A 21,909-nucleotide genomic window follows, 5' to 3' on the forward strand; every position below is an offset into this window, starting at 1 on the left:
TTCGCGGCCATGATCGAAGTCGAGGGCTTGACCAAGCGCTACGGCGAGACGCTCGCCGTCGACGGACTCACGTTCGACGTCCTCCCGGGCCAGGTCACGGGGTTCGTCGGGCCGAACGGCTCCGGCAAGTCCACGACGATGCGGGTGATCCTCGGGCTCGACGCGCCCGATGCCGGAACCACCCGCGTGGGCCGGCGGCCGTACGCGACGCTCCCCCACCCGCTGCGCGAGGTCGGCGCGCTGTTGGACGCGAGCGCCGTCCACCCCGGGCTGAAGGGCGTCGACCACCTCCGCTGGCTGGCCGACAGCAACGCGATCGCCCCAGCGCGTGTCCGCGAGGTGCTGGAGCTCGTCGGCCTCTCGAGTGTGGCCGAGCGTCGCGTCGGCACCTACTCGCTGGGCATGCGCCAACGGCTCGGGATCGCCGCCGCGCTGCTCGGGGACCCACCCGCGCTGCTCTTCGACGAGCCCGTCAACGGCCTGGACCCCGAGGGCATCCGCTGGATCCGGGGGCTGCTGCGCTCGCTCGCCGCCGAAGGCCGCGCCGTGCTCGTCTCCAGCCACCTGATGAGCGAGCTCGAGGACACCGCCGACCACCTGATCGTGATCGGCCGCGGGCGGCTGATCGCCGACACGACGATGGGCGAGATGCTGGCCCGCGGCGACGGGCGGGTGCTGGTCCGCAGCCCGGACGCACAGGCGCTGATGCCACTGCTCGCGGGCGCCGGCGGACGCGTGGAGACCGACGGAGACGTGCTGACGGTGACCGGTCTCCCCGCGCCGTGGATCGCCGACCTCGCCCTCAAGGCCGGCCTGCGGGTGCACGAGCTCTCCCCCCGCAGGACGTCGCTGGAGGACGTGTTCATGGACCTGACCCGAGAGGCGGTGGAGTACCGATGAGCGATGCCCTGCGCGCGGAGTGGACGAAGCTGCGGGCGCTGCGCAGCACGAAGTGGTCCCTGTTCGCGCTGCTGGCGCTGACGGTGATCCTGAGCTGGCTGATCGCGGCGAGCACGCACACCGACGGCTGCCCGATGGGGGACCGCTGCGAGGACGACCTGGTGGCGATCGCGCTCGGCGGCGCCTACCTCGGCCAGATGGCGGCCGTCGCGCTCGGCGTGCTGGTGCTGGGCAGCGAGTACTCCAGCGGCATGATCCGGACGACGTTCGCCGCCACGCCGGGCCGCCACCGCGTGCTGCTGGCGAAGGCGGCCGTGGCCGGCGGCCTCGTGCTCGTCATCGGGCTGCTCGCGAGCGGCCTGGCGTTCCTGATCGCGAGCACGGTGCTCGACCAGAACGGCTACACCGCCGCTCACGGCTACCACGTGGCCGCGTTCGGGACCGAGTTGCGAGCGGTGACCGGCACCGCCGTCTACCTCGCGGCCGTCGCGCTCTTCAGTCTCGGCGTCACCGCGGTCCTGCGCCACACCGCCGCCGCGATCTCGATCGTCTTCGCCGTCCTCTGGGTCCCGCTGATCGTGATCTCGATGATCCCGATGGACCTCGGCCTCAAGCTCGGCCGGTTCTTCCCGATGCTCGCGGGGCTCGCGGTCCAGCGTTCGACGAACGCCGACGACGCGATCCCGATCGCGCCTGTCGTCGGCCTGCTGGTGGCGTGCGCGTATGCCGCCGCGGCACTGGGCGCCGGCGCGTGGCTACTCGCCCGCCGCGACGCCTGACGCGGTGAACAGCTCCTCCAACCGCTCGAGCGTGCGCGGCGTGCCGATCGCCATCACCACGTCCCCCGCGGCCAGCAGCGTGTCGGCCGCGGGCTGCGGGCGGAAGGAGCCGTCGGCGTGACGGACGCCGACGATGTAGGAGCCGCCGCGCACGTCGCCCACCGTGCGCGCCACGCCCGCGGAACCGCTCTGGACGGTGATCTCCTCGAGCCGGTACTCGGCGGCGACGTCCATCGTGCCGGTGACGTTCGGGTGCAGCGCGAGCCGCGCCATCTCGGTGCCGGAGGACTTGTATGGCGAGATCACGCGGTCGGCCCCGGCGCGGCGCATCTTGCTCTCGTTCTCCTCGCGGCTGGCGCGGGCGACGATCGCGATGTCGGGCCGCAGCTCGCGCGCGGTCAACGCGATGAAGATGTTCTCGGCGTCGGAGTCCACGCAGGCGACGATCGCGCGGGCGCGGGCGATGCCGGCGTCGCGCAGCGCCTCGTCGTCGGACGGGCGGGCGGTGATGAAGCGCACGCCGGGCGCGTAGGCCGCCTCGCGGTTCTTCGGGTCGTCGTCGACGACGACATACAGCGCGCCCGCCGCGCGCAGATCGCTCGCGACCTGGCGGCCGACCCGCCCGAAGCCGCAGACGATGTAGTGGTCTCTGAGTCGCTCGGTCATCCTGCGCGCGCGTCGTTCCGACAGGAGTGTGCCCAATTCGCCGGTGACGACGAGCTCGGTCAACGAGACCAGGGCGTAGAAGAGCGTGCCGACGCCGAGGAACGTCAGGACGACCTTGACGATCTCGCCGGCGGTGTCGTGCGGCGCCTGGATCGCGCCGGTGGTCGCGACCGTGTCGATCGTCCAGATGAACGCGTCCCAGGCGTTCCGGTGCTCGAGCAGCGCGTAGGCGATCGTGCCGCCCGCGATCAGCACGCACAGGGCGAGCCCGAGCATCGCCAGGCGCCGGAAGACGTCGCGGGTGTGCGACATGCGCCCATCGTCCTAGATCCAGCGACCGATGTGTTCGACGCGGCACAACGCGTACCGTTGATGGCGCATGGCCGCCGCCGACAGCACCGCCTTCCGGGCCCTGTCCGACGTCGTGCTGGCGATCGCCGCCGAGCACGAGGTCGAGCCCGTGCTGCAACGGCTCGTGCACTCCGCGCGCGAGCTGGCGGGCGCGAAGTACGCCGCGCTGGGGATCCCGGACGGCGAGGGCGCCTTCGCCTCGTTCATCACGTCGGGGATGAGCGACGAGCTGATCGAGGCGATGGGCCCGCTCCCACGCACCCACGGGATGCTCGGCGCGATGCTCGAGTCCGCCGAGCCGCACCTGACGGACGACATCACGCAGGACCCGCGCTTCCGCGGCTGGTGGCCGCGCGCGCACCCGCTCATGCGCTCGTTCCTCGGCGTGCCGATCGTGACCCGCGGCGAGGTGCTCGGCGCCGTCTACCTGACCGAGAAGGAGGACGGCTCGATGTTCTCCGCGGCCGATCAGAAGCTGATCGAGCTGCTGGCTGCGCACGCCGCGATCGCGATCGAGAACACCCGCCTCTACCAGCGCTCGCGCGAGCTGAGCATCATCGAGGAGCGCAACCGGCTGGCGCGTGAGCTGCACGACTCGGTCACGCAGCGGCTGTTCGGCGTGAAGTTGGCCGCGCAGAGCGCCGCCACGCTGCTCGAGCGCGACCCGTCCAAGGCCGCGGTCGAGTTGCAGCGGGTGTCCGAGCTGGCGAGCGGCGCGATGGAGGAGCTGCGCGCGGTGGTCTTCGAGCTGCGGCCCGGATCGCTCGAGGCCGAGGGCCTGGCGACCGTGCTGCGCAAGCACGTCGAGGTGCTGCGGCGGGTCAGCGGCGTGAAGATCGAGCTCGGCGTCTGCGACGTCCCGCGGCTCGCGCCCGGACCCGCGACGCAGGTGCTGCGGATCGCCCAGGAGGCGCTCGGCAACGCGCTCCGCCACTCGGCCGCCAAGCGGATCAAGGTCAAGCTCGGCGGCGACGGCGAGCGGCTGTTCTTGAAGGTGATCGACGACGGCTGCGGCTTCGACCCGTCCGGCCCGGAGGTGCGGGGCCAGCGCCTCGGGCTGACCTCGATGGAGGAGCGGGCGACCGAGCTCGGCGGGCACCTGAGCGTGACGTCGCGGCTCGGCGAAGGGACCACCGTCGCCCTGGAGCTGCCGCTGTGATCCGCGTCCTGCTCGCCGACGACCACGCCGTCGTCCGCCAGGGCCTGCGCACGTTCCTCGACCTCCAGGACGACATCGAGGTCGTCGCCGAGGCGGGCGACGGGGAGGCCGCGGTCGACGCCGCCGCCCGCACCGACCCGGACGTCATCCTGCTCGACCTCGTGATGCCCAAGCTCGACGGCGTCGGCACGCTCAAGAAGCTGCGCGAGAGCCGCGCGCGGATCATCGTGCTCACGAGCTTCGGCGACGACGACAAGCTGTTCGCCGCGCTGCGGGCGGGCGCCGCGGGCTACCTGCTCAAGGACGTCGAGCCGGCGGAGCTCGTGCGCTCGATCCGCAACGTCGTCGACGGCAACACGCCTCTGAGCCCCACGATCGCCACCCGCGTGGTCGAGGAGATCGCGCAGGGCGGCGGCGCCCCCGCCGAGGTCGACGACCTCACCCCGCGCGAGCGCGACGTGCTGATCCTCATCGCCCGCGGACGCTCGAACAAGGTCATCGCCCTCGAGCTCGGCGTGGCCGAGAAGACGGTCAAGACCCACGTCTCCCACATCCTCGGCAAGCTCGGCCTCACCGACCGCACCCAGGCGGCCCTCTACGCCGTCCGGCACGGCCTCGTGTGAACCTAAAGCCCACCTAAGGGGTCTGACCCTTTAGGTGGGCTTTAGGTTCGCGGGTCCTAGGTCCAATTGCCAATAGGAAGGGAGCGGCGGCGGGCGTAGCTTCGATGCCATGCCCACCGCCATCGTCACCGGCGCCTCTCGCGGCCTCGGCCTCGCGCTGGCCCGCGCCCTCGCCGAGCGAGGGTGGGGGCTGGTCATCGACGCCCGCGAGCGTGACCCGCTCAACGCCGTCGCCACCGAGCTCGCCCAGACCACGAACGTCGTCGCGCTCTCCGGCGACGTCGCCGACCCGCTCCATCGCGAGGCGCTCGTCGCCGCCGCGGGACCCGTCGACCTGCTCGTCAACAACGCGTCCGTGCTCGGCCCGAGCCCGCAGCCGGCACTCGCGGACTACCCGCTCGACACGCTCGAGCACGTCTACCGCGTCAACGTCTTCGCGCCGCTCGCGCTGACCCAACTGGCGAACGCGCAGACGACGATCAACGTGACCAGCGACGCCTCCGTCGAGGCCTATGAAGGCTGGGGCGGCTACGGCTCCGCGAAGGCCGCGCTCGACCACCTGACCGCGATCCTCGCCGCCGAGCAGCCGCAGCGGCGCTTCTACGCCGTCGACCCCGGCGACATGAACACCCGCCTGCACCAGGAAGCGTTCCCCGGCGAGGACATCTCCGACCGCCCGCCGCCGGAGGACAGCGTCCCGGGTCTGCTCGCGCTGATCGAGGGCGAGCACCCGTCCGGCCGCTACCAGGCCAAGGCGGTGGTCGCTGTATGACGGCCATGCACTTCGTCGAGGCGGCCGAGCCGCCGCTCGTCCGCGACGAGGTCCGCCTGATGATCACGGCGGGCGACGAGCTGATCCACACGGACTTCCTGAGCTTGGCCGATCACCTGGCCCCGGGCGACCTGCTGGTCGTCAACGACTCCGCCACGCTGCCCGCGGCACTCCCCGCCCTCAGGGCAGACGGCGAGGCCGTCGATCTGCACCTCTCCACCCCCGATCCCACGAACCCCGATCGGTGGGTGGTGGAGGTGCGGAGCGACGGGCACCGCGCCCGCGGCAGGGCCGAGACCCTGCGGCTGCCTGGTGGCGGCCGCGCGCAGCTGATCGCGCCCTATCTGAGCCCGAACCGCCTCTGGGTCGCGCGACTGCAGCTCCCCGAGCCGCTGCTCGCCTACCTGGACCATCACGGCGCCCCGATCCGCTACGCCCACGAGCCGACCGCGCGCCCGCTGGAGGACCACCAGACGATCTTCGCCACCCACCCCGGCAGCGCGGAGATGCCGAGCGCCGGCCGCCCGTTCACCAAGCGCGCGCTCACCCGCCTGCGCGAACGCGGCATCGGCGTCCAGCGCATCACCCTGCACACCGGGGTCAGCTCACAGGAACGCGGGGAGCGGCCGTACCCGGAGCGCTACGCGGTCTCGCACCACACCGCCGAGCGCGTCAACGCCGCGCAACGGGTCATCGCCGTCGGGACGACCGTCGTCCGCGCGCTGGAGACCGTGGCCGACGGCGACGGTGTCGTCCACCCCGGAGAAGGCTGGACGAACCTCGTCGTCACCCCTGAGCGCGGGGTCCGCGCGGTCGACGGCCTGCTCACCGGCTGGCATGAGCCGGAGGCGAGCCATCTGCTGCTGCTCGAGGCCGTCGGCGGGCGCGAGCTCGTCGAGCGTTCCTACGCCGCCGCCGCGGCAAGCGGTTACCGGCGGCACGAGTTCGGCGACCTGCACCTGTTGCTGCGCTGACGCGCCTATGCTCCGCAGATGCGGGGCCTCGAAGAGCGCCTCCGGCTCGCCCTGGAAGGGACCGAGACCGGCTTCTGGGAGTGGTTCGTGGACACCGACGTCGTCGAGTGGTCGGACAACATGGGCCCGCTCTACGGCCTCCCGCGGGGCCACCAGCCGGCCGGCGTCGAGGACTTCCTGCGCCTGCTCGAGCCCGATGACCGCGAGCAGATGGGCAAGCACGTCCAGGCCGCGCTCGCGGACGGCACGCCCTACGAGATGGACCTGCGGATCGTCCTCCCGGACAAGGGCCTGCGCTGGCTGCACGCGCGGGCGCGGGCGGTCGTGACCGACGGGCGGACGGAGCGCATCACCGGGCTGCTGAGCGACGTCACCGAGCGCCGCCAGCGCGAGGAGGCGCACGCGTTCTTCGACGCCGCCAGCCAGGTGCTCGCCCGCTCGATGGACCCAGTCGAGACGCTCGAGGAGGTCGCGCGCCTCGCCGTTCCCGCGCTCGCGGACTGGTGCTCGGTCCAGCTCGCCGACGACCAGCGGGCGGTCGCCGTCGCCCACGTCGATCCCGACAAGGTCCGCTGGGCGCTCGAGCTGCAGGAGCGCTACCCGCCGGATCCCGATGCTCCGACCGGCGCGCCGGCGGTCATCCGCTCCGGCCGCTCAGAGCTGTACCCGCTGATCGACCGCGCGCTGCTCGAGGCCGCCGCGCTCGACGAGGAGCAGATCCAGCTCGTCCGCGACCTGCAGATGCACTCGGTGATGGTGGTTCCGCTGCTCGCGCGCGGCCGGACGCTCGGGGCGATGACGTTCGTCTGGGCGGAATCGGGACGTCAGTACTCGACGCGGGAGCTCGAGCTGGCGGAGGAGCTCGGCCGCCGCGCCGGGCTCGCGCTCGACCACGCCCGCCTGTTCGCCCGCGAGCACGCGACCGCGGCGATGTTGCAGCGCGCGCTCCTCCCCGCCACGCTGCCGGAGCTGCCCGGGTACGAGCTCGAAGTCCGCTACGTCCCCAGCGACTCGCGCGACCACGCCGGCGGCGACTGGTACGACGCGTTCGCGCTCGGCGACGACCGGATCGGGATCGTGATCGGCGACGTCGGCGGGCGCGGGATGAGCGCCGCCGCGACGATGGGCCAGATCCGCAACGCGCTGCGCGCCTACGCGCTCAAGGGCGCCGCCGGCCCGCACGAGGTGATCGACGACCTGCACACGCTCGTCGAGGCCTCGGCGGGCGCGATCACCTTCGTCACCGTCGTCTACGTCGTGCTGGACCCGCGGACGGGCGAGTGCGAGATCGCGACCGCCGGGCACCTGCCGGCGCTGATCGCCGGCCGCGGGTACGTATCCGCCCCGCGCTGCCCGCCCCTCGGGTTCAGCGGCCCCGATCCGTGCGCGAGCGGGCGCTTCACGCTCGCTCCCGGGGAGACGTTGTGGCTCTATACGGACGGGCTGATCGAGTCGCGGCGGCGGCCGCTCGACGACGGCCTCGCGGCGCTCGAGGAGGCGGCGGCGCGGGCGAGGGGCACGCTGGCGGAGATCGCCGACCGGCTCGTGGTCGAGCTTCCCGCGTCGCGCGACGACGACATCGCGCTGCTCGGGCTGCGCCGGTTTCAGTAGTAGACGGTGTGGGCGATGTGCGCCGGACGCTCGGTGTACGGCGGCTTGACGCCGCGGTTCCACAGCCAGTTGTCGAGCAGGCGCGGCGCGACGCCGAGCTCGTGGGCGAGCCGCTCGCACGCGTGCACGGCGCACGCGCGCAGCTCGCGCTCGAACTCCCCGCCCGGCGTGAGCGGCAGGCCCATGTCGATCCGCCGCTCCAGCTCCTCGGAGTAGCGCAGCACGCCGTCGACGCGGAGGACGTGCGGGACGAGGTTGTCGGCGAAGATCGTCAGGCGGTCGATGTCGGGGTAACTGACCACGCCGGCCAGGTGCAGGTCGTTCGCGGCGATCTGCGCGCGCTTGTAGAAGCCGACGTCGTCGAAGAACGGCATCCCGGTCGCGAGCCGCTCGGCGAGATCCTCCGCGCTGTCGCCGAGGATCTTCTCCATCGGGCGGTGGCCGAGGAAGGCGCCGAGGTGGTTCAGCGCGGCGGCGTAGAGGCGGGTGAGTTGGTGGTCGGCGGGCATGCCGAGCGCCGCGCCGACGGTGGGCGGGTCGAGCGCGCGCAGCTGATCGGACGTCCAGGGCCGTTCGGCGCGGGCGTGCTCGGTCAGTCGTTTGGTGAGGCCGTCGGTCGTCACCTGCAGCTCGCCGAACCAGCCGGACCCGAAATTGATCGCGTCGAGGATCAGCACGTAACGGGCGACCGCCTCGGGCGAGCCCTCGAGAAAGTGCAGCTCCTGGTCCAATCCGCTGATCCCGCCGGAGGCGATCCGCACGTCGGGATCGATGCTGACGTGGCGGGCGGTGGCGGCAATACCAGCGCAATGAACGCGGACTCGATCGGTCAGCACTCCCGGACAGGCTACGGTGACGGGCCGCTATGAAACGTGTCGCTCTGCTTTTCCTCGTGCTGGGGCTCGCCGCCTGTGGCTCTTCGAAGCCGAGCAGCACGCCCGCCACCATCGCTCTGGACTTCACCCCGAACGCCGTCCACGCGCCGCTGTACATGGCCGGTGACGCGCTGAAGATCCAGAAGCCGGGCGCCGGTCCGGACTCGCTCAAGCTCGTCTCGACCGGCAAGGTCGACCTCGGCGTGCTCGACATCCACGACCTCGCGATCGCCCGCGAGCAGGGCGTCGACGTCGTCGCCGTGGGCGTGCTCGTCGGCAAGCCGCTGGCCGCCTTGATCGCGCAGCCTGGCGTCGGACGCCCGCGCGACCTCGCCGGGAAGACCGTCGGCGTCTCCGGCCTGCCGAGCGATCCCGCCTTCCTGAAGGCGATCGTCGAGGACGACGGTGGCGACTACGCCAAGATCAAGCAGGTCACGATCGGCTTCAACGCGGTCTCGCGGCTGCTGACGAAGCGGGTCGACGCCGTGCCGGCCTTCTGGAACGCCGAGGGCGTGGTGTTGAAGGCGCGCGGGCTGGACGCGAAGGAGTTCCGGGTCGAGGACTACGGCGCGCCGCCGTACCCGGAGGTCGTCCTGGTGACGGCGCGCAAGACGCTGGATGCCAAGCGGGCGACGATCGATGCGGCGCTGGCGGCGATCCGCGGCGGCGTGGCGGCCGCGCGCAAGGACCCGGCCAAGGCGGTGTCGTTGATCGCCAAGGCGGCGGAGACCGACGACACCAAGCTCGAGCGCGAACAGCTGGACGCGGTGCTGCCGCTGTTCGCGGACGACCTGAAGGCGCCCACGGACGTGCTCAACGCGTGGGCGGACTTCGACGCGCGGATCGGGCTCGTGAAGACCCGCCCCGACGTGTCGAAGATGTTCGACTTCGGGGCTTAAAGCGAGGCGCCCGGACCGCTGTCACCGTCCGGGCTGCCGTCGATCAATGTTTGGCGGCCTCTAAGCGGGCCTCCGGGGCTGCAGAGCCGAGTGCGACGGGCCTTCCGGCCCGCCCGCCGGTCATATGAACTGAGCGTCCGGCGGATCTACCATGTATATGCGGACATGGTTGCGCACAGGGCTCTCATGCGCAACCCGGATTGTCAGAGTGGGAGCACCGCGCGCACGGTCGTGCCCGCGCCGGGGGGCGACTCGACCGCGAGCTGCCCGCCGAGCGCCTCGACGCGGTCGGCGAGGCCGCGAAGCCCGCTGCCGTTGCCGGCGAGCAGGTCGGCGCCGCCGCGGCCGTCGTCGGCGATCTCCACCCGCAGCTCCGCGTCGCCCGTGTGCATGACCACGCGCAGCTCGGACGCCTCCGCGTGCTTGACCGCGTTGGTCAGCGACTCGGCGACGACGAAGTAGACGGCCGCCTCGACGGGCTCCGCCAGCCGCTCCTCCGGCACACCCACGACGCTCAGCGGCAGCGGCGAGCGCGAGGCGAGCGTCTCCAGCGCGGGCGCCAGGCCGCGATCGGAGAGCACGGCCGGATGCAGGCCGCGGGCGAGCTCGCGCAACTCGGCCAGCGCCTGCTCGAGCTCGTGCGCGGCGCCGCGCAGGATCGTCGCCGCGAGCTCCGGATCGCCGAGCTTCTTCTCGAGCATCCGCAGCTGCACGGCGAGCGCGACGAGCCGCTGCTGCGCCCCGTCGTGCAGGTTGCGCTCGAGGCGCCGGCGCTCGGTCACGCCCGCCTCGAGGATGCGCACGCGCGAGGCGTTGAGCTCGGCGCGTGCCTCGGCGCTCTCCAGCGCGAGCGCGACCAGCACGGCGAAGCCGTCGAGCCGGGTCTCGGCGTCGGGGCCGAGCGCGCCGACGGACGCGACGAGCACGAGGCCCCAGATCCGCCCGCCCGCGACGATCGGCGCCGCCACCGCGGAGCGGAACCCGTTCGCCCGCATCAGCTCGGCCGCGCGCCCGCGCACGTCGCGGTAGTCCTCGATCCGTGCGGGTCGCCCGGTGCGGGCGACGATCGCCGTCAAGCCGTCGCTGTCGGCCAGCGGCACCGACGTCCCCACGATGAACCCGCCGGGGTCGTGCTCGTCGGCCCAGCGGCCGACCGTCCACGCCTGCCCGTTCTCGTAGCGGATCGTCGCCGCCGAGCGCACGTGCAGCAGCTTCCCGGCCTCCTCCGCGACGGCCTGGAAGACCTCGTCCGGCTCGGGCGCGGAGGCCACCAGGGTGGCGACCCGACGCAGCGCCGACTGCTCCTCGGCGAGCTGAGCGAGCGCCTCGTACGCGCCCGCGTCGAGGACCATCCCGATCAGGTCGTCCTCGAGCGTGAACAGCGTGCCGGAGATCGGCATCCGCCGCTCGCCGCCGAGCCGCACGCGCCGGCGGGTGTCCGTGCTCGCGATCAGCTCACGGACCTCGCCGGCCAGCGGACCCTCGTCGAGCGTCCTCCCGGTCTGCGCGCCCGTGACCATCGTAAACGCGGTGTTGGCGTAGACGACGCGCAGCGTGGCGTCGAAGCATCCGACCGCCGCGGGCGTCGCGTCGAGCAGCCCGCGCAATGCGGACGGAGCCAGACCGCCGGATGGCCTCGAGCTGCGAGAGGGCATTTCTGGCCCTAGACGCTAGACGCTGTGGGGGAAAGCGGATCGTGTGCCCCCGAATCGATCCGGGAGCACACGCCGGAGACGAGCGTCTCCGAGGCGGGGGTCGCGGTCAAGGTCAATAAACCGGTCGACCGTCTAGAGATCGACCACGCGGAGGTCTGGACGACGGGCTTGCAATGCATCGGTGATCACCCGGCGATGGCAGGTGGACGGGTCGGCCTCGAGGCAGAACAGGGCGGTGCGCGGGCCTTTTTCGAGCTCGGCGTCGAGCTCGTCGAGCGCGCCGGTCGCATGCTCGGCGAGGTGGGCGCGGAAGGCGGTGGCCGCCTCGTCGATCCTGCCCGCGTGAAAGAGGAACCGGATGTCGGCGGGCGTGCCGAGCTCACGCCGGTTCTCGTACGCGATGCCATGGTCGCCGAGCAGCTCACCGAGGCGCGTCTTGGACATCCCCGGCCGCCGCGACTGCGGACGGAAGCGGACGTCGATCACCCGCTGCACGGTCGCCGCCTCGAGCTCCGCCACGAGCTCCGGCGGGAGCAGCTTCTCGTAGCCGATCGTCCAGATGGTGCTCATGTGGCCGCAGGCTAGCTTGCAGAGTTCGGGGGTCCTTCGCTCTAGCGTGAACGTCCGCCGCACATCCGCGGCGCTCTCGCCATGCCCAGAACCGCTGTCGCGCTCATCGTCGTCCTGCTCTCCGCCGTCGTCGCGGTCGGGCCCGCGGGCGGGCAGAGCGAGGGCAACCTGCGCGATCGGATCGGGTCCGGCAAGGCGCAGGAGCGGGCGCTGGCGAGCGCCGCCGCCCGGCTCGGACAGCTCGAGCGCAAGGTCTCCCGCGAGGTCGCGGTCCTGGAGGGCCGGCTCTCCGAGGCCCAGAGCGAGCTCGACGCCGCGGACGCCCGCCTCGCCTCGACGCAGACCCGCCTCGACGAGGCCCGCCGCCGCGTGGTACGGCTGCGCAAGCGCCTCGCCGAGGTCAGGTCCAAGCTCAGCGGCCTGCTGCGCGAGCGCTACATGGGCGGCTCGCCGGATCTGATGACCGTCGTGCTGCACGCCGACGGCTTCCCGCAGCTGCTGGAGACCCTGCAGTTCGTCCGCCGCGTCGAGCTGGCCGACACCCGCCTGCTGGACCTCGTCCGCGCCGCGAGAAGCGACGCCGACCACGAGCGCACCGTGCTCTTCGACCTGACGAAGAAGCGCGACCAGGAGGCCGACGCCGCCCGCACGCGCCGCGACGCGCTCGCCTCGATCACCCAAGGCCTGCGCGACCGCCAGGCGTTCCTCGCCCGCGCGCACGCCGCCCGCCTGGCCGCGCTGAGCCGCGTGCGGTCCAACCGCCGCAAGGCCGAGCGCGAGTTGACGTCGCTCCTCGCCGCCCGCGCCCGCGCCGCGGTCTCGAACGTCGGCCCGGGCGGTCCGTGGGCGATTCCGTGGGCGATCGTGCAGTGCGAGTCCGGCGGCCAGAACCTCCCGCCGAACTACGCCGGGGCCTCCGGCTACTACCAGTTCATGGTCGCGACGTGGCGGGGCCTCGGCGGCTCGACGCCGCAGGCCTACCAGGCCTCCAAGGCCGAGCAGGACCGGCTCGCGGCCAAGTTGTGGGCGGGCGGCGCGGGGCGCGACAATTGGGTCTGTGCCTCGCTCGTCGACGCTTGAGCCCTGGGAGGCCGCGCTCCTGGACGAGATCCCCGTCGGGCACCTCGGGCTGCTCGACGAGGGCGGGAACCCGCGGGTGCAGCCGATCACGTTCGCGCGGGTCGAGCGGGTGATCGTGAGCGCGATCGACGACAAGCCCAAGCGCGGCGTCCCCGCCCGGATCGAGCGGCTGCGCAAGCACCCGCGCGCGGCGCTGACGGTCGATCGCTACGACGCCGACTGGACGCGGCTCGCGTGGGTGCAGTTGCTCGGCGACGTGACCGTCGAGGACGTCGACGAGGACTCGCTGGCGGCGCTGGCCGCCCGGTATCCGGCCTACCGGGAGACGCCGCCGAGGGGACCGCTGTTGAAACTCCGACCGGAGAGGGTTCTCAGCTGGCGCTGGGCAGGTTAGGCTCGCCCGATGCGCCTGACCGTCGTCCTCGCCGCCGCCGTCATCGTGCTGATGACGCCGGCGCTCGCGCTCGCCCAAGACGAAGACCGCTGCGGACCGGCGAAGGCGGGCGAGCAGTGCGGGGAGGGCAACGGCCGCCAGACGCCGGGCGGCAGCGGGACCGGCAAGGTCTCGCACAAGGGCTGGCCGAAGATCACCGGCATCCTCTGGACCGTGCTCGACGACGGCAACCACGAGCGCGCCGGCACCGAGGACAACGACGAGCTGCTCGGCCACCACGGCAACGACAAGATCAACGGCGGCGCCGGCAAGGACGTCATCTGGGGCGACTGGGACCCCAAGAACAACTCGTCCAAGCAGTCCGACGTGTTGTACGGCGGCGACGACAACGACTTCATCTACCCCAGCCACGGCAAGAACGTCGTCTACGGCGGGCGTGGGAACGACCGCGTGATCGCCTTCTACGGCCACGGGACGATCGACTGCGGACCGGGAGCGAAGGACTACGCGCAGGTGCGCGAGAACGGCGCGTACAAGACCCGCAACTGCGAGATCATCCGCCACTTCTGCCAGTACGGCTCCAAGCCGAACGGCGACTGCAAGAAGCCCGGCGAGGGCCTAGCCTTTCGCCAGCCACTCCGCCTTGTGGACCTTCTTGGCGGCCTGGTAGCCCTTCAGCGCGGCGGGTGAGTCGACGTCGCCGAGCGTCGGGTGCCACGGGATCAGCGGCTCGGCCAGCTCGACCCCGAAGCGCTTGAAGAGCACCGAACCGAGCGCCTTGATCTTCATCTCGCCGAACCCCGGCAGGCCCGCGAGGTTCGCGCGCAGCTCCTCGGTGGTGGTCGGCTCCGTCCACACCCGCGCCGCGTCGCCGTCGTAGCGCTCGAGGACATGCTGCGCGAGCTCGTGCACGCGGGTCGCCATCGCGCCGGGGAAGCGGTGGATCGCGGGGCGTTCGCGGAAGATCGGGTCCAGCTCGGCGGCCGCGACCGCGCCCACGTCGAGCGTCCCCAACCGCTCACGCAGCACGTACGGCCCCATGAACGCCTTCTGCACCGGCACCTGCTGGTCGAGCGCGAAGCCGACCAGCAGCGCGAACGCGTCGTCGACGAGCAGCCGGTCGGCCTCGTCGTTGCCCGTGAAGTGCAGGCGGTCGGTGGTCATGACGCCAGCTCCGGCGGGAGGGCCTTGAGGCCGTCGGGGTACATGTAGGCGATCGTCTCCTCGGACATCTCGAGCGTGTTCGCCGCCTCGTGCGGGGCGCCGAACACCAGCCACAGCACGTCGTGCTCGGTGTCATTGAACACCTGGCGCACGCTTTCGGGTGAGACGTACAGCGAGGACAGGCGCGGGAGCTCGAGCAGGTCGTCGTCGACCCGGATCCGGCCCACGCCGTCGATGACCACGTAGACCTCGTGGGTCTCGTAGTGGCGGTGCTTGGTCGACGCCTGGCCCGGGCGCAGCCGCCAGAACCGCCCGCCGAGGCCGGGGGCCCCGAGCTGGTCGGTGAGGTTCGTGTTCAGGACGCCCATCTGGTTCGACGGGCGCCAGAACGCCTCGCCGGCGGGCAGGACGGAGTAGCTCATCTGGCCTTCAATGTGGCAGGCGCGTAGCCGCTCTTGGTCGCCTGCGAGGCGGTCTTTGACTTGAGGGTGAGCTTGACCTTGCCGTTGGAGGCGGTCGTGGCGGACTTCCCGCCCGCCTTGACCTTCGCGCCGGAGACGGGATCGCCGGCGTCGGTGACCGTGAACGTGACGGTGTTGCCGGAGCGCTTGGCCGCGAGCGTGAGGCCCGGCAGCACACGTTTGACGTAGGTCGAGGAGTCGGCGCCGGTGCCGACGCCGAACACCGCCAGCACGTCGGCGCTGTTGCCGGTCGCCGAGAGGTCGAGCGTGTAGACCGAGTGCGCGTCCTTGACGACGCCGACGTCGACGGGCTCGCCGAAGCGGTTGGCGGTCTCGTTGGAGCGGGCGACGTAGACGTGCTTGTCGCCGAACGAGCCGTCCGACCACGCCACCCACAGGCGGCCCTTCGCGTCGGTCGAGATCGCCGTCTCGGCGCTTGAGTCCGTGCGGGCGAGGAGCGCGGCCGAGGCGGCGCCCACCTTCCACACCCGCACCTGGTCGGCGGTCGGGTAGCCGACGGCGCGGGCGATGTAGAAGCCGCCGCCCTTCGGCCGCGCGACGATCGGCGTGCGCGAGAGCTCCGGGCCGCCGACCATCACCTGCGTGCCGGGCATCGTCATCGCTCCGCCCGCCGGCGTCCCGTTGGCGGCGACCGCCTGCGCGCGGATGCCGGGCGGCGTGTCGCTGAACCAGGCGAGCATCGTCGCGCCGCTCGCGTCGGTGGCGAGGTTGTCGTCGTAGCCGTAGCCGCCGGTGGTCTGGAAGTTCGTGTTGGGCGTGGCGGGGTCCAGGCCGGCGTGGATCCAGGTGCCGAGCGTGCCCGCCCACGACTGCAGCGTGGTGCCGTCCGGGAGGGTCGAGGCGGCCTGGTCCGAGCCGTAGGCCTGTGCGCCGAGCGGGACGATCGAGCCCGGTTGGAGCTGCCAGCTCGCGCCGCCGTCGGCGCTGAACGCGGTGTTCAGGTCCTGGTTCGTCTCGCCCGCGTCCGTCGTGCGGATGCCGCCCCAGAACGCTCGCAGGCCGCCGGGGACGGCGACGATCGCGGGGTCGCTCATGCTCGCCCAGCCCGATTGGATCGGCGTCGTCGCGTCGATCTTGCCGCTCGGCTCGATGCGCGTGTGCGACAGGTCGCCGCCCTTGTGCCAGGCGACGTGCAGGACGCTGTCCTGCGTTCGCACCAGCGAGACCTGGTCGATATTGGAGCCGTTGGGAGCGGTGACCTGCTTCCACCCGGCGGCCTGGGCGGCGGGGGCGGCCGCGATGGCGAGGGCGGCCGCGAGCGCGAGAGACGTCTTCACGCGCTGAGACTAACGGCCTCCCAGGCCTGCTGCAGCGCCTGCACGAGCACCTCGGGCGGCTGCGCGCCGGACACCCCGAAGCGGCGGTCGAGCACGAAGAACGGCACGCCCTGGATGCCGAGCTGCGATGCGAGCAGCTCGTCCTCGCGGACGTCCTCGGCGAAGCGGTCGGTCTGTAGGACGTCGCGTGCTTCGTCGGCGTCCACGCCGGTCTCGGCGACCACGCGGACGAGCGTGTCGTGGTCGGAGATCGGCTCGCCTTCAGTGAAGTACGCGCGGAACAGCCGCTCCTGCGCCGCCGTCTGGTGTCCGTACGTCGCGGCGAGGTGGATCAGGCGATGCGCGTCGAACGTGTTGCCGGAGCGCGACCGGTCCAGGTGGAACTCCAGGCCCTCTTCCTTCGCTCGCTGGGTCATGTCGACGCCGAGCTGCGTCGCCCGCTCGACGCTCATCCCGTACTTGGCCGACAGGCGCTCGGCGTAGGTCCCCTCGGCGATCTGCGGAGCCTCCTGGTCGAGCTCGAACGAGCGCCACATCACCGTCACCTCAGCGGCGTGCTCGAAGGCCTCCAGCGCCGCTTCGAAGCGCCGCTTGCCGATGTAGCACCAGGGACAGACCACGTCGGACCAGATTTCCACCGTCAGAGGCATGGCTCCAGGTTAAGCACCTGTTCATCCGTTTGCGGCGGCTGTGCGTTAAACCGGACACTGTGGTCCTCCTGATCCTGTTCGCGTTCCTGGCCGGTGCCGGTACCGCCGTCAGCCCGTGCGTGCTCCCGGTCCTGCCGGCGCTGCTCAGCGCGGGGGCGACCGGTGGGCGGCGGAGGCCGGTCGGGATCGTGCTCGGGCTCGCGGTCACGTTCACGGTGACGATCGTCGGGCTGGCGAAGGTGGTCGACGGCGTCGGGCTCGGGGACTCGGTCACGCGCGACCTCGCGATCGTGGCGCTCGCGGTCTTCGGGGTCGTGGTCGCCGTGCCGTGGCTGGGCGATCGGTTGGAGGCGCCGCTGTCGCGGCTGGCGCGGTTCGGGCCGAAGTCGGGCGGGCGCGGGTTCTGGTCCGGTCTGTTGGTCGGCGCTGCCCTGGGCTTCGTGTACGCGCCGTGCGCGGGGCCGATCCTCGCCGCCGTGGTGTCGGTGAGCGCCGCGTCCGGGCGGACGGTGGCCGTGGGACTCGCGTACGCGCTCGGGTCCTCGGTGGTGTTGCTGATCCTCGCGCTGGCCGGCCGGCGGGCGACGGTGCGCCTGCGCGGGCCGGCGCTGAGCCGCGTGCTCGGCGCCGTGATGATCGTGACCGCGGTGGCGATGGCGTTCCAGCTCGACGTGCGCTTCCAGACCGCGATCGCGGACCATCTCCCGGCGGCGGTGGTCAATCCGACCGGCTCGCTGGAGAAGTCCAAGACGGTGTCGGACAAGCTCGCGTCGCTGCGACCGACATCGCGCTATCACGCCGCCGCCGCGTCCTCCGACCTCGACGACTACGGTCCGGCGCCGGACTTCGCCGGCAACGACCGCTGGTTCAACTCCAAGCCGCTGACGCTCGCGTCGTTGCGCGGACGGGTCGTCCTGATCGACTTCTGGACCTACACCTGCATCAACTGCATCCGCACGTTCCCACACCTGAAGGCGTGGGACGCGAAGTACCGGTCCAAGGGGCTGACCATCGTGGGTGTGCACTCGCCGGAGTTCGGCTTCGAGAAGAAGGCGTCCAACGTCGAGCGGGCGATCCGCCAGAACGGGATCCAGTACCCGGTCGCCCAGGACAACGAGCTGGCGACGTGGAACGCGTGGAGCAACCAGTACTGGCCGGCCGAGTACCTGATCGACGCCCGCGGGAACGTGCGCTACGCCAACTTCGGCGAGGGCGACACGGACAAGACCGAGGCGGCGATCCGCGGGCTGCTGGCGGACGCGGGCGCGAAGGATCTCGGCGGCAACGCCAAGCCGGATCGCGAGTACGACCCGAGCGCCGAGGCGACGCCGGAGACGTACATCGGCGCCGCGCGGGCGGAGCGCTTCCTCCCCGGCGTCCAGCAGGTCGGCACGGCGACCTACACGCCGTACGACGGGTCGTTGCCCGAGTCCCATTTCACTCTGGGCGGGCGCTGGAAGGTCACCGACGAGTCGGCGACCGCGGGCCCGGGCGCGACACTGCGCGGCAACGTGACCGGGAAGGACGTCTACCTCGTTCTGAGCGGTCCGGGCGACGTCGACGTGCGCGTGGATGGCAAGCACGAGCAGACCGTCCACGTGACCACGCAGAAGCTCTACCACCTGCTCTCGCGTCCTTCCGCGTCCTCGCACGACCTACAGCTGACGTTCGCGCCGGGCGTGTCCGCGTTCGCCTTCACCTTCGGGTGATCCGAACCTAAACCCCACCTAAGGGGTCTGACCCCTTAGGTTCCCTTTAGGTGATCCGAAAGGTGTAGATGCGGGGTGCAGATGGGTCGCGCGGCCGACGACGGGACGGCGTGCGCGGCGGAGGATCGTCGGTATGACCTCCCTCGCCATCGAGACCCACGGACTCGGCAAGCGGTTCGGTGACCGCGCCGCGCTCGAATCCATCGACCTGGAGGTGCCGCGCGGGTGCGCGTTCGGCTTCCTTGGGCGAAACGGCGCCGGCAAGACCACGCTGGTGCGGCTGCTGCTGGGCCTGGCCCAGCCGACCTCGGGGACGATGCGGCTGCTCGGCCACGACCTGCCGGGCGAGCGGGCGCAGGCGCTCGCGCGGGTCGGCGCGATCGTCGAGGAGCCGCGCTTCCACCCGCACCTGACCGGCCGCGAGAACCTCCATGTCCACGCCGCGGCGCGCGACGCCGGCGCACACGACCGCGTCGACGCGGCGCTGAAGCGGGTGGGCCTCGCCAAGCGCGCCGACGACAAGGTCAAGACCTACTCGCTCGGCATGCGCCAGCGGCTCGGCGTCGCCCGCTGCCTGCTGTGCGATCCCGAGCTGCTGATCCTCGACGAGCCGGTCAACGGGCTCGACCCGGCCGGCATCCTCGAGTTCCGCGGGCTGGTGCGCTCGCTGGTCGACGAGGGGCGCACCGTGCTGCTGTCCTCGCACCTGTTGGACGAGGTCGAGAAGACGTGCGACCTGGCCACGATCGTCGACAACGGGCGAGTCGTCGCGCAGGGCACGATCGCGGAGCTGACCGCCGGCGGCGAGCGCACGATCGACATCGTCGCCGAGCCGACCCTGAAGGCCGCCGGCGTGCTGGCCGGCGTGCCGGCCGTCGCCCGCGCGGTCGAGTACGACGGGCTCGTCCGGGCGACGATCGCCCCGGGCGCCCCGCGCGACATGGACGTCGTGACCGTCCTGCTGCGTCGCCTGCTCGCCGAGAACATCTCGGTCGAGCGCGTGATGCCCGTGACCCGGTCGCTGGAGGACGAGTTCCTGAGCATGACGACCCGACTGGAGAACGCCTGATGTCCCGCCTGATCCGCGCCGACCTGCTGAAGCTGTACCGCCGCACCGGGATGATGTCGGTCGTCGCGTTCATCGTCCTGGGCTCCGTCGTCATCTACTTCGGTGCCGACCTGTTCCTGGACTCGTCGTCGGACTTCGAGACCGCGACCGGCGTGTTGACGCTGGTGGCCGCGGTCGCGGGCGCGATCATCGGCGCCACCGCGGGCGGGGCCGACATCGAGGCGGGCGTGTTCCGCGACCTCGCCGCCACCGGCCGCTCGCGCACCGCGCTCTTCTTCTCACGCCTCCCCGCCGCGTGGATCCTCACGCTCGGGATGCTCGCAATCGCCGTGGCGGTGTCCGCCCTGCTCTCGACGCCGTCGCTGGGCGACGTCTGGCGCGGCGGGTCGAGCGTGCTCGTCTCAGGCGCGCTGACCGCCGCGGTCTGCGTCGGCCTCGCCGCGCTGACCGGCTCCCGCGGCCCCGTCATGGGCATCGCCCTGGCCTTCCAGCTCGGCGTCGCGCCGCTGCTCGCCCAACTCGACGTGCTCGGCAACGCCCGCTGGGCGATCCCGTCCGTCGCGATCTCCCGCATCGACTCCGCCGACGGCATCCTCGCCGCATTGCCCTTGGCGGGCGCGATCGCGATCATCCTCGCCTGGGCCGCCGCCGCCCTCGGCGGAGGCCTCTGGAAGACCCGCACGTCGGAAATCTAAAGACGGCCTGCTCTCTTTATCTTTGCTTTATGCGCCGGTTTGCCCTCCCGATCCTGCTCGTGGTGCTCGCGATCGGCGTCGCAGTGCCGTTTGGGACGCCGTTCGTGTTCTTCGCGCTGCCGTCGGTGTACGTGTTGGCAGAGCGTTCGCTCTGGGGCGGGGTGGGGGCGTCGGCGGTGATCGTCGCGGCGCAGCTGGTGAAGATGGACCACGCGCTCGAGCTGATCTCGACCCTGGTGTTCACGGCGGCGACCGTGGCGGCGGCGCGGTACCTGGTGCTGCGCCGCGGAGCGGCCGCGCGGGAGAAGGAGCTGCTCAGCGAGGCCGCCGCGGCCGAGGAGCGGCTGCGGATCGCGCGCGAGCTGCACGACGCGGTCGGGCACGACGTGTCGCTGATGGTCGTGCAGGCGGAGGCGCTCGCGGCGGTGACCGGGGACGAGCGGGCGGACGCGATCGCGGCGCTCGGACGGCGCACGATGGGCGAGATGCACCGCACGCTTCAGGTGCTGCGAGACGACGCCGGAGAGCTCGCGCCCCAGCCGGGGCTCGACGACGTCGGCGGCGTGATCGAGCAGGCGCGGCGAGCGGGCGTGCAGATCAGCTACGCGGTCGAGGGCGCGCCACGCCCGCTCCCCGCCGGCCTGGACGCGAGCGCGTACCGGATCGTGCAGGAGGCGGTCACCAACGTGATCCGCCACGCGGGCGGCGCCGCCGCGGCGGTCACCGTCCACTACGGCGACGACGCGCTCGAGCTCCGCGTCACCGACGAGGGCGGCGAGAGCACCGCGACCTCCAACGGCGGCCACGGCCTCGTGGGCATGCGTGAGCGGGTCGCGGCCTTCAACGGGACCTTGCAGGCCGGCCCGCGCGACCACGGTTTCGAAGTCCGAGCGGAGCTTCCCTACAGCGCATGATCCGAGTCCTGATCGCCGACGACCAGCCGCTGATGCGGACGGGGTTCAAGACCGTGCTCGAGGCCACGGGGATGATCGAGGTCATCGCCGAGGCCGACGACGGTGCGCAGGCCGTCCAAGCCGCCGAGCGCCACCGCCCGGACGTGATCCTGATGGACATCCGCATGCCCGTGATGGACGGCCTGGAGGCGACCCGCAGGCTCCCGCGCTTCAAGGTGCTCGTCCTGACGACCTTCGGCCTCGACGACTACATCGTCGAAGCCCTGCGCGCGGGCGCCAGCGGGTTCCTGACCAAGGACGTGCCGCGCCAGGAGCTCGTCGCCGCGGTCAAGGCCGTCGCCGCCGGCGATGCCGTGCTCTCGCCGCAGGTCACGAGGAGGCTGCTCGACCGCGTCGCCCACCGGTTGCCGGCGCCGACGCCCACCGATGGCGTCGCGGCCTTGACCGATCGCGAGCGCGAGGTGCTGCAGCTGATCGCCGGTGGGCTCTCCAACGCCGAGATCGCCTCCGCGCTGGTCGTCGCCGAACCGACCGCCAAGCGCCACGTCTCCAACCTGCTGGGCAAGCTCGGCCTACGCGACCGCGTCCAGGCCGTGATCTACGCCTACGAGAACGGAGTGGTCGGGCGGCCCGGGTGAGGG

24 protein-coding genes are annotated in these 21,909 nt (G+C 72.0%); 16 read left to right on the forward strand and 8 right to left on the reverse strand.

Annotated features, from left to right (window positions below):
* The first annotated feature begins 9 nt into the window (after positions 1–9).
* Both G569_RS0101045 and G569_RS0101050 read left to right on the forward strand, forming a co-directional pair.
* Positions 10–900, forward strand: coding sequence for an ABC transporter ATP-binding protein (locus G569_RS0101045; protein ID WP_028062036.1), 891 nt, complete (start codon positions 10–12; stop codon positions 898–900).
* Positions 897–1,679 (forward strand): ABC-2 transporter permease, encoded by a 783-nt coding sequence (locus G569_RS0101050; protein ID WP_028062037.1) that lies wholly within the window; start codon positions 897–899, stop codon positions 1,677–1,679. The genes G569_RS0101045 and G569_RS0101050 overlap by 4 nt, the downstream gene beginning before the upstream one ends.
* On the opposite strand, the gene G569_RS44565 is transcribed toward G569_RS0101050, so the two are convergent.
* The gene (locus G569_RS44565; RefSeq protein WP_053225662.1) at positions 1,656–2,657 is read right to left on the reverse strand and encodes a potassium channel family protein; all 1,002 of its coding nucleotides are present in this window, start codon (positions 2,655–2,657) and stop codon (positions 1,656–1,658) included. The genes G569_RS0101050 and G569_RS44565 overlap by 24 nt on opposite strands.
* Before the next feature lie 67 nt (positions 2,658–2,724).
* Here G569_RS44565 and G569_RS0101060 point away from each other — a divergent pair, with 67 nt between their 5' ends.
* The 5 genes from G569_RS0101060 to G569_RS0101080 all read left to right on the forward strand — a co-directional run bounded on the left by G569_RS0101060 (position 2,725) and on the right by G569_RS0101080 (position 7,835).
* The gene (locus G569_RS0101060; RefSeq protein ID WP_028062038.1) at positions 2,725–3,855 is read left to right on the forward strand and encodes a GAF domain-containing sensor histidine kinase; all 1,131 of its coding nucleotides are present in this window, start codon (positions 2,725–2,727) and stop codon (positions 3,853–3,855) included.
* Positions 3,852–4,478 (forward strand): response regulator, encoded by a 627-nt coding sequence (locus G569_RS0101065; protein WP_028062039.1) that lies wholly within the window; start codon positions 3,852–3,854, stop codon positions 4,476–4,478. Before G569_RS0101060 ends, G569_RS0101065 begins: the two co-directional genes overlap by 4 nt.
* Before the next feature lie 109 nt (positions 4,479–4,587).
* Positions 4,588–5,250 (forward strand): SDR family NAD(P)-dependent oxidoreductase, encoded by a 663-nt coding sequence (locus tag G569_RS0101070; protein WP_028062040.1) that lies wholly within the window; start codon positions 4,588–4,590, stop codon positions 5,248–5,250.
* On the forward strand, positions 5,247–6,224 hold the full coding sequence (locus tag G569_RS0101075) for an S-adenosylmethionine:tRNA ribosyltransferase-isomerase (protein ID WP_028062041.1): 978 nt from the start codon (positions 5,247–5,249) through the stop codon (positions 6,222–6,224). The genes G569_RS0101070 and G569_RS0101075 overlap by 4 nt, the downstream gene beginning before the upstream one ends.
* An 18-nt stretch (positions 6,225–6,242) precedes the next feature.
* Positions 6,243–7,835, forward strand: a complete 1,593-nt coding sequence (locus tag G569_RS0101080) for a PP2C family protein-serine/threonine phosphatase (RefSeq protein ID WP_028062042.1) — start codon at positions 6,243–6,245, stop codon at positions 7,833–7,835.
* Here the strand turns inward: G569_RS0101080 and G569_RS44570 are convergent.
* Positions 7,829–8,671 (reverse strand): queuosine salvage family protein, encoded by an 843-nt coding sequence (locus G569_RS44570; protein WP_157591743.1) that lies wholly within the window; start codon positions 8,669–8,671, stop codon positions 7,829–7,831. The genes G569_RS0101080 and G569_RS44570 overlap by 7 nt on opposite strands.
* A 29-nt stretch (positions 8,672–8,700) precedes the next feature.
* On the opposite strand from G569_RS44570, the gene G569_RS44575 reads away from it, so the two are divergent.
* Positions 8,701–9,609, forward strand: coding sequence for an ABC transporter substrate-binding protein (locus tag G569_RS44575; RefSeq protein WP_084284011.1), 909 nt, complete (start codon positions 8,701–8,703; stop codon positions 9,607–9,609).
* Between the two features lie 203 nt (positions 9,610–9,812).
* On the opposite strand, the gene G569_RS44580 is transcribed toward G569_RS44575, so the two are convergent.
* Both G569_RS44580 and G569_RS0101100 read right to left on the reverse strand, forming a co-directional pair.
* The gene (locus G569_RS44580) at positions 9,813–11,264 is read right to left on the reverse strand and encodes a GAF domain-containing sensor histidine kinase (protein ID WP_028062043.1); all 1,452 of its coding nucleotides are present in this window, start codon (positions 11,262–11,264) and stop codon (positions 9,813–9,815) included.
* Positions 11,265–11,396: 132 nt separating this feature from the next.
* Positions 11,397–11,834: a DUF488 domain-containing protein gene (locus G569_RS0101100; protein WP_028062044.1), complete on the reverse strand. Its 438-nt coding sequence runs from the start codon at positions 11,832–11,834 to the stop codon at positions 11,397–11,399.
* 81 nt (positions 11,835–11,915) lie between these two features.
* Here G569_RS0101100 and G569_RS44585 point away from each other — a divergent pair, with 81 nt between their 5' ends.
* Genes G569_RS44585 through G569_RS0101115 form a run of 3 tightly spaced genes read left to right on the forward strand, consistent with a single transcriptional unit; the run spans position 11,916 to position 13,998 of the window.
* Complete coding sequence (locus tag G569_RS44585; protein WP_037494142.1) at positions 11,916–12,914, forward strand: transglycosylase family protein; 999 nt, start codon at positions 11,916–11,918, stop codon at positions 12,912–12,914.
* Positions 12,892–13,308, forward strand: coding sequence for a pyridoxamine 5'-phosphate oxidase family protein (locus tag G569_RS44590; protein ID WP_053225666.1), 417 nt, complete (start codon positions 12,892–12,894; stop codon positions 13,306–13,308). Before G569_RS44585 ends, G569_RS44590 begins: the two co-directional genes overlap by 23 nt.
* Before the next feature lie 9 nt (positions 13,309–13,317).
* Positions 13,318–13,998, forward strand: a complete 681-nt coding sequence (locus tag G569_RS0101115) for a calcium-binding protein (protein ID WP_028062045.1) — start codon at positions 13,318–13,320, stop codon at positions 13,996–13,998.
* Here G569_RS0101115 and G569_RS0101120 read toward each other — a convergent pair.
* From G569_RS0101120 to G569_RS0101135, 4 genes are read right to left on the reverse strand one after another with little or no spacing between them, the layout of a single operon-like run.
* Positions 13,927–14,472 (reverse strand): HhH-GPD-type base excision DNA repair protein, encoded by a 546-nt coding sequence (locus G569_RS0101120; protein ID WP_037494144.1) that lies wholly within the window; start codon positions 14,470–14,472, stop codon positions 13,927–13,929. The genes G569_RS0101115 and G569_RS0101120 overlap by 72 nt on opposite strands.
* The gene (locus G569_RS44595; protein WP_037494146.1) at positions 14,469–14,894 is read right to left on the reverse strand and encodes a cupin domain-containing protein; all 426 of its coding nucleotides are present in this window, start codon (positions 14,892–14,894) and stop codon (positions 14,469–14,471) included. The genes G569_RS0101120 and G569_RS44595 overlap by 4 nt, the downstream gene beginning before the upstream one ends.
* Positions 14,891–16,231, reverse strand: a complete 1,341-nt coding sequence (locus G569_RS0101130) for an Ig-like domain-containing protein (protein WP_028062047.1) — start codon at positions 16,229–16,231, stop codon at positions 14,891–14,893. Before G569_RS0101130 ends, G569_RS44595 begins: the two co-directional genes overlap by 4 nt.
* Positions 16,228–16,881: a DsbA family oxidoreductase gene (locus G569_RS0101135; protein WP_245602333.1), complete on the reverse strand. Its 654-nt coding sequence runs from the start codon at positions 16,879–16,881 to the stop codon at positions 16,228–16,230. Before G569_RS0101135 ends, G569_RS0101130 begins: the two co-directional genes overlap by 4 nt.
* Positions 16,882–16,940: 59 nt before the next feature.
* On the opposite strand from G569_RS0101135, the gene G569_RS44600 reads away from it, so the two are divergent.
* The 5 genes from G569_RS44600 (at position 16,941) to G569_RS0101160 (ending at position 21,906) form a co-directional block, all read left to right on the forward strand.
* On the forward strand, positions 16,941–18,590 hold the full coding sequence (locus G569_RS44600) for a cytochrome c biogenesis protein DipZ (RefSeq protein ID WP_053225667.1): 1,650 nt from the start codon (positions 16,941–16,943) through the stop codon (positions 18,588–18,590).
* A gap of 133 nt (positions 18,591–18,723) precedes the next feature.
* On the forward strand, positions 18,724–19,659 hold the full coding sequence (locus G569_RS0101145; protein ID WP_028062049.1) for an ABC transporter ATP-binding protein: 936 nt from the start codon (positions 18,724–18,726) through the stop codon (positions 19,657–19,659).
* Positions 19,659–20,354: a hypothetical protein gene (locus G569_RS0101150; RefSeq protein WP_028062050.1), complete on the forward strand. Its 696-nt coding sequence runs from the start codon at positions 19,659–19,661 to the stop codon at positions 20,352–20,354. The genes G569_RS0101145 and G569_RS0101150 overlap by 1 nt, the downstream gene beginning before the upstream one ends.
* Positions 20,355–20,383: 29 nt before the next feature.
* Positions 20,384–21,268, forward strand: coding sequence for a sensor histidine kinase (locus G569_RS44605; protein WP_053225668.1), 885 nt, complete (start codon positions 20,384–20,386; stop codon positions 21,266–21,268).
* A complete protein-coding gene (locus G569_RS0101160; RefSeq protein WP_028062051.1) occupies positions 21,265–21,906 on the forward strand; it encodes a response regulator in 642 nt (213 codons plus the stop codon). Before G569_RS44605 ends, G569_RS0101160 begins: the two co-directional genes overlap by 4 nt.
* The last annotated feature ends 3 nt before the right edge of the window (positions 21,907–21,909 follow it).

Origin of the sequence: Solirubrobacter soli DSM 22325 (assembly GCF_000423665.1) — a bacterium.
Taxonomy (GTDB): domain Bacteria; phylum Actinomycetota; class Thermoleophilia; order Solirubrobacterales; family Solirubrobacteraceae; genus Solirubrobacter; species Solirubrobacter soli.

Bases quoted from the DNA above. Each gene is read 5' to 3' on its own strand.
- G569_RS0101150 (WP_028062050.1), top strand. From the start codon at position 19,659: ATGTCCCGCCTGATCCGCGCCGACCTGCTGAAGCTGTACCGCCGCACC.
- G569_RS0101060 (WP_028062038.1), top strand. From the start codon at position 2,725: ATGGCCGCCGCCGACAGCACCGCCTTCCGGGCCCTGTCCGACGTCGTG.
- G569_RS44575 (WP_084284011.1), top strand. From the start codon at position 8,701: ATGAAACGTGTCGCTCTGCTTTTCCTCGTGCTGGGGCTCGCCGCCTGT.
- G569_RS0101070 (WP_028062040.1), top strand. From the start codon at position 4,588: ATGCCCACCGCCATCGTCACCGGCGCCTCTCGCGGCCTCGGCCTCGCG.
- G569_RS0101135 (WP_245602333.1), bottom strand. From the start codon at position 16,881: ATGCCTCTGACGGTGGAAATCTGGTCCGACGTGGTCTGTCCCTGGTGC.
- G569_RS0101120 (WP_037494144.1), bottom strand. From the start codon at position 14,472: ATGACCACCGACCGCCTGCACTTCACGGGCAACGACGAGGCCGACCGG.
- G569_RS0101115 (WP_028062045.1), top strand. From the start codon at position 13,318: ATGCGCCTGACCGTCGTCCTCGCCGCCGCCGTCATCGTGCTGATGACG.
- G569_RS44580 (WP_028062043.1), bottom strand. From the start codon at position 11,264: ATGCCCTCTCGCAGCTCGAGGCCATCCGGCGGTCTGGCTCCGTCCGCA.
- G569_RS0101100 (WP_028062044.1), bottom strand. From the start codon at position 11,834: ATGAGCACCATCTGGACGATCGGCTACGAGAAGCTGCTCCCGCCGGAG.
- G569_RS0101145 (WP_028062049.1), top strand. From the start codon at position 18,724: ATGACCTCCCTCGCCATCGAGACCCACGGACTCGGCAAGCGGTTCGGT.
- G569_RS0101050 (WP_028062037.1), top strand. From the start codon at position 897: ATGAGCGATGCCCTGCGCGCGGAGTGGACGAAGCTGCGGGCGCTGCGC.
- G569_RS0101160 (WP_028062051.1), top strand. From the start codon at position 21,265: ATGATCCGAGTCCTGATCGCCGACGACCAGCCGCTGATGCGGACGGGG.
- G569_RS0101045 (WP_028062036.1), top strand. From the start codon at position 10: ATGATCGAAGTCGAGGGCTTGACCAAGCGCTACGGCGAGACGCTCGCC.
- G569_RS44565 (WP_053225662.1), bottom strand. From the start codon at position 2,657: ATGTCGCACACCCGCGACGTCTTCCGGCGCCTGGCGATGCTCGGGCTC.
- G569_RS44605 (WP_053225668.1), top strand. From the start codon at position 20,384: ATGCGCCGGTTTGCCCTCCCGATCCTGCTCGTGGTGCTCGCGATCGGC.
- G569_RS44585 (WP_037494142.1), top strand. From the start codon at position 11,916: ATGCCCAGAACCGCTGTCGCGCTCATCGTCGTCCTGCTCTCCGCCGTC.
- G569_RS0101080 (WP_028062042.1), top strand. From the start codon at position 6,243: ATGCGGGGCCTCGAAGAGCGCCTCCGGCTCGCCCTGGAAGGGACCGAG.
- G569_RS0101075 (WP_028062041.1), top strand. From the start codon at position 5,247: ATGACGGCCATGCACTTCGTCGAGGCGGCCGAGCCGCCGCTCGTCCGC.
- G569_RS44595 (WP_037494146.1), bottom strand. From the start codon at position 14,894: ATGAGCTACTCCGTCCTGCCCGCCGGCGAGGCGTTCTGGCGCCCGTCG.